This is a genomic window from Polaromonas sp. 39-63-25, assembly GCF_002278925.1.
Taxonomy (GTDB): Bacteria; Pseudomonadota; Gammaproteobacteria; order Burkholderiales; family Burkholderiaceae_C; genus Polaromonas.
Window position 1 is genome coordinate 1 of sequence record NZ_NCJH01000044.1, and the last position, 3883, is coordinate 3883.

Annotated in this window: 4 protein-coding genes; 2 read left to right on the forward strand and 2 right to left on the reverse strand. The window is 58.1% G+C overall.

Going from position 1 to position 3883, the window contains the following annotated elements; all coding sequences use genetic code 11:
* A partial coding sequence (locus B7X65_RS23735) for a hypothetical protein (RefSeq protein WP_293596694.1) occupies nucleotides 1–404 on the forward strand: 404 nt, incomplete at its 5' end.
* On the forward strand, nucleotides 380–1642 hold the full coding sequence (locus B7X65_RS23740) for a type II restriction endonuclease (protein WP_293596695.1): 1263 nt from the start codon (nucleotides 380–382) through the stop codon (nucleotides 1640–1642). The genes B7X65_RS23735 and B7X65_RS23740, both read left to right, overlap by 25 nt.
* A gap of 3 nt (nucleotides 1643–1645) precedes the next feature.
* Here B7X65_RS23740 and B7X65_RS23745 read toward each other — a convergent pair whose 3' ends face one another.
* Both B7X65_RS23745 and B7X65_RS23750 read right to left on the reverse strand, forming a co-directional pair.
* Nucleotides 1646–3082, reverse strand: a complete 1437-nt coding sequence (locus B7X65_RS23745; RefSeq protein ID WP_293596696.1) for a heavy metal sensor histidine kinase — start codon at nucleotides 3080–3082, stop codon at nucleotides 1646–1648.
* Entirely contained in the window at nucleotides 3079–3759 is a 681-nt protein-coding gene (locus tag B7X65_RS23750) for a heavy metal response regulator transcription factor (RefSeq protein ID WP_293596697.1), read from the reverse strand. Before B7X65_RS23750 ends, B7X65_RS23745 begins: the two co-directional genes overlap by 4 nt.
* Nucleotides 3760–3883: the final 124 nt, after the last annotated feature.

Consider the following 3883-nt stretch of genomic DNA (forward strand, 5'->3'; position numbering starts at 1 on the left):
TTGGCAAAAGCTGCGGGAATGGCTGCACCGGCAAGGGCCAGGGCAAATACGGTTTTACGAAACAACATGATCAAACTCCTTTAATATCGATTGCAAGGTATCGCCCCAAACACTTGGGACAACTGCGATGCAAGCTCTGCATCACGGTTCTTAATGTAGAGACCCAGGTGCGACACCGCCCTGACCCGCAGATTACAAATACGTTATGTTCAACCGAGGCTTGTTTTGAAAAAGCCGCCCCGTCTTTACGATCCATCAACGCGAGGTGCGACGATCTGAAGCTATTTTTCTACCACACCGGGGGCTTCAGATTCCCCGCGCCGATGATCCAACTTCAACCTCAGATACAGTCACTCAACCAGAAACTCAGGGGAAACCCATGCACAACACAGTTGCTTTGCTGATTGACCATTGGAAGGCGAACCCCCACAGCACTTACAACACCTGGTTCCGGTGGGAGGAGCGTCTGAAAAACTTCCGTTCCATTCGTCGTGGCATCTGTCAGGTGGTGCGCGATATCGAAGCCGGAACCTTCGGCAACACGTACCGAGGCTCATCGTTGCAAACGGTGGTTGAGGCGGTGGCAGAGCAGCGCCAAATATTCAAAGGCGCCGATCATGCGTTTTTGTGGAAGCCCAAGCTGCGCATACCTGACATCTATGAGAGTGCGGAGAACCAGCATGCTTTTGCCAGGTTGCTCAATGCGTGCGACTGCTGCGATACGGCCGAAGCCGTCATCGAGGCGATTCGCAAGATTGATGCGCTGGCCATCAAGGGTTTGGGGCCGGCCGTGGCCAACCTGCTGTACTTCATCCACCCGACACTGGTTTGTCCGTTCAACACGGCGATCGTTAAGGGTTTTAACGCAGTGACCGGTGGAAAAGTCAAACTCGGGCGATGGGATCATTACCTGTCAATGCGCGAAGGATTGATTCGCCTGAATGAGCAGCACCGACAAAAGCTTTCCAATGACTTGGGCGCCGTCGCCGGGCTGATGTTTGATGTGGGGAGCGGCCGTTATGAGGCGCCACCCCGAATGGACGATCCCGTTGTAGTCGCACGGTGGGAGGCTGACCTGCAGCGGGTGCGCGAGGAGTCAGCTGCCGCGCAGAAACAGTGGGCATTGGCTCAAGAAAGCGACGCCACGCATACGCAGATTCAGGGCTGGCTACGCGATTTGGGAAAGTCACTCGGTTTCGATGTTTGGATCGCGTCAAATGATCGCAGCCGTGAATACGGAAACAGCTTCCTGGCTGATGGATGCCTGGAGCAATTTCCTGTAGATGCCGCCAGTGGCCTGGAGTCGGTTCGCTTGATAGATGTCGTCTGGCTTGCGCGGGACAGCGCGCAGGTAGCCGCGGCATTCGAAGTCGAGCACTCCACCTCCATTTACTCCGGGATCGTTCGGATGCTGGATTTGGCCCTGGGCACGAAAGTCGGTGCCGGGAGCACGCTGTTCCTGGTTGCCCCGGACAACCGGCGCGATGAGGTGGCGCAGCAACTCAGACGCCCAGCGTTTTCAAGGGTGTCAGAACTGGATATCCGCTACCTGCCTTACAGCCAGCTCAAGGACCACCGGGATGCGATCAGCCGCTTCGGCTCGGGCATTAAGCCGTTAATGGAGATATCTCAGCTGATCTAGGGTTCAAGATAATCCTGACGGACTAACACCAGCCGCTGGAAATATCAGCATGAAAGTCACCTCACCACCCGACCGGCTTTGCGCCATCGCCTGCCCGCCATGGGCCAGCATGATGGAGCGCACAATCGCCAGGCCCAGCCCCGTGCCGCCGTCCAGCCTGGCACGTGCGGAATCGATCCGGTAAAAGCGGTCAAAAATCCGCTCCAGATGTTCCGGAGCAATGGCATCGCCGTGGTTGGTCACCGCCAGCGTGACACTGTTGTCTCCTGCGCTGATCGCCACACGTATCTTCGATTCAGCCACTGCATGACGTATCGCATTGGACACGAGGTTGGTGATCGCGCGCTCCACCAGCAAACGATCAGCCATGACGGTGGCTTTGCCCGTAACCTCCACGGCCAAGCCGCGTTCCTCGGCGATCAAAGACAGGTAGTCGGCAACCCGTTGTGCCTCCTGGGCAAGTTCTACCCGTTCTTGATTCAACGGGTCTTCATTGTGGTCGGCGCGCGCGATGAAAAGCATGTCGGAGATCAGACGCGACAGGCGCTCGAGTTCCTCAACGTTGCCTTCCAGGACCTCCTGAAACTCCGCGCTTGTGCGGGGGTGGGATAGCGCCACCTGAGTTCTTCCCATAAGCGTCGCAACCGGCGTGCGCATTTCGTGAGCGAGCTCACCTGAGAAATCCTGCAGCCGCTGGTACCCCGCGTCTATACGCTCCAGCATGCGGTTGAACTCTTCTGCGAGTTCGTAGAGTTCCGGTGGCAGACCGGAGGAAGATATTCGCCGACCGAGCGACTTTGCGCCGACGGATGCCGCCAGGCGATGGAAGCGCCGCAGCGGCGCCAGACTGGTGCGCGCGTTGAGCCAGGCACCCAGCGCGACGACGAGCAGCAACAGCGGCCAGCCCACCAGGGTTGTCTTGATGAATCCCCCCAATAGACGGCGGTCGTGCCGTCGGTCCAGCGACAGGGCGTACTGCACGGTCATCCCGTTGGCAACCGGACTGCTTCCGCGAAGCGTACTCAGCCGCTCGCCGGTTGTCGCCGTCCAGGACTGGATGGACGTTGAGCTGACCGGGAAGGCATCCGGCGCGGACGCGGACTGTGTCGCAATCGGTGAAAAACTGGTCAGGATTTTGCCGCTGACGGGGTCCGCCAGCGCGAGATGCAGGTCGTCGTGACCTATCAGTAAATCGCCGAAGCGGTGTTTGTTCGGGTCGACGGCTTCGAGTGACGGAATCTCGGACAACACATGCATTAGAAGATCACGTTTGCCCAGCAGTTCTGCGGCTGAACGTGCATCAAGCTGGTGTGACAGTGCATAAAATCCGGCAACAATCGCGCCGCCAGTCATCAGAAAGCCAAAAAAGGCGCTGGCCAGCGCGATGCGCGTGGCCAGTGAGTTTCTGGACCGGTAGCTGAAACGCCAGCCCCGTGTCACAACGCGTCCCGGCGCTCAAGGACGTAACCCACGCCGCGCACGGTATGAATCAGTTTTACGTCGAAGGGGTCGTCAATTTTCGCGCGCAGCCGCCGGATCGCCACTTCCACCACGTTGGTGTCCGAGTCGAAGTGAATATCCCAGACCAAAGAGGCAATTTGTGTTCTCGACAGAACCTCTCCGGTTTTCTGGGCCAGAAGGGACAACAAAGCAAACTCCTTGGCCGAAAGGTCAATGCGCTGACCGGAGCGGGTGGCGCGGTGGCGTACCGAATCGATCTCCAGGTCGGCCGTGCGGAGCACCTGCTCCACAGCCGCAGGCTGGCCGCGTTTAAGCAGAGCCTTCACCCGGGCGAGCAACTCCGGAAACTGAAACGGTTTGACCAGGTAATCGTCGGCGCCGAGATCGAAGCCGCGCACCTTGTCGTCGGTATTGCCGCGGGCGGTTAGCATCAGCACGGGCACCTCCCTGAATGTGCGCAACGCCGAAAGAACGGCAAACCCATCAATTCCCGGCAGCATGACATCCAGGACCACCAGGTCATGGTCGCCGTTGGCAGCCGCATGCAGCCCGTCTGTGCCGTTGTGGGCCACTTCAACCGCATAACCGTTTTCCGTCAGACCTTTGCGCAGGTAGTCGGCAGCCTTGGGTTCATCTTCAATCACCAGAATTTTCAAAATAAACCTTGATCGTACATAACGGATTCGTAATCTCCGGGTCAGGGTGGTGTCGCAGCTGGGTTTCTACATTAACAACTGTGATGCAGAGTTTGCATCGCAGTGGCTCCAAGTGTTGGAACCA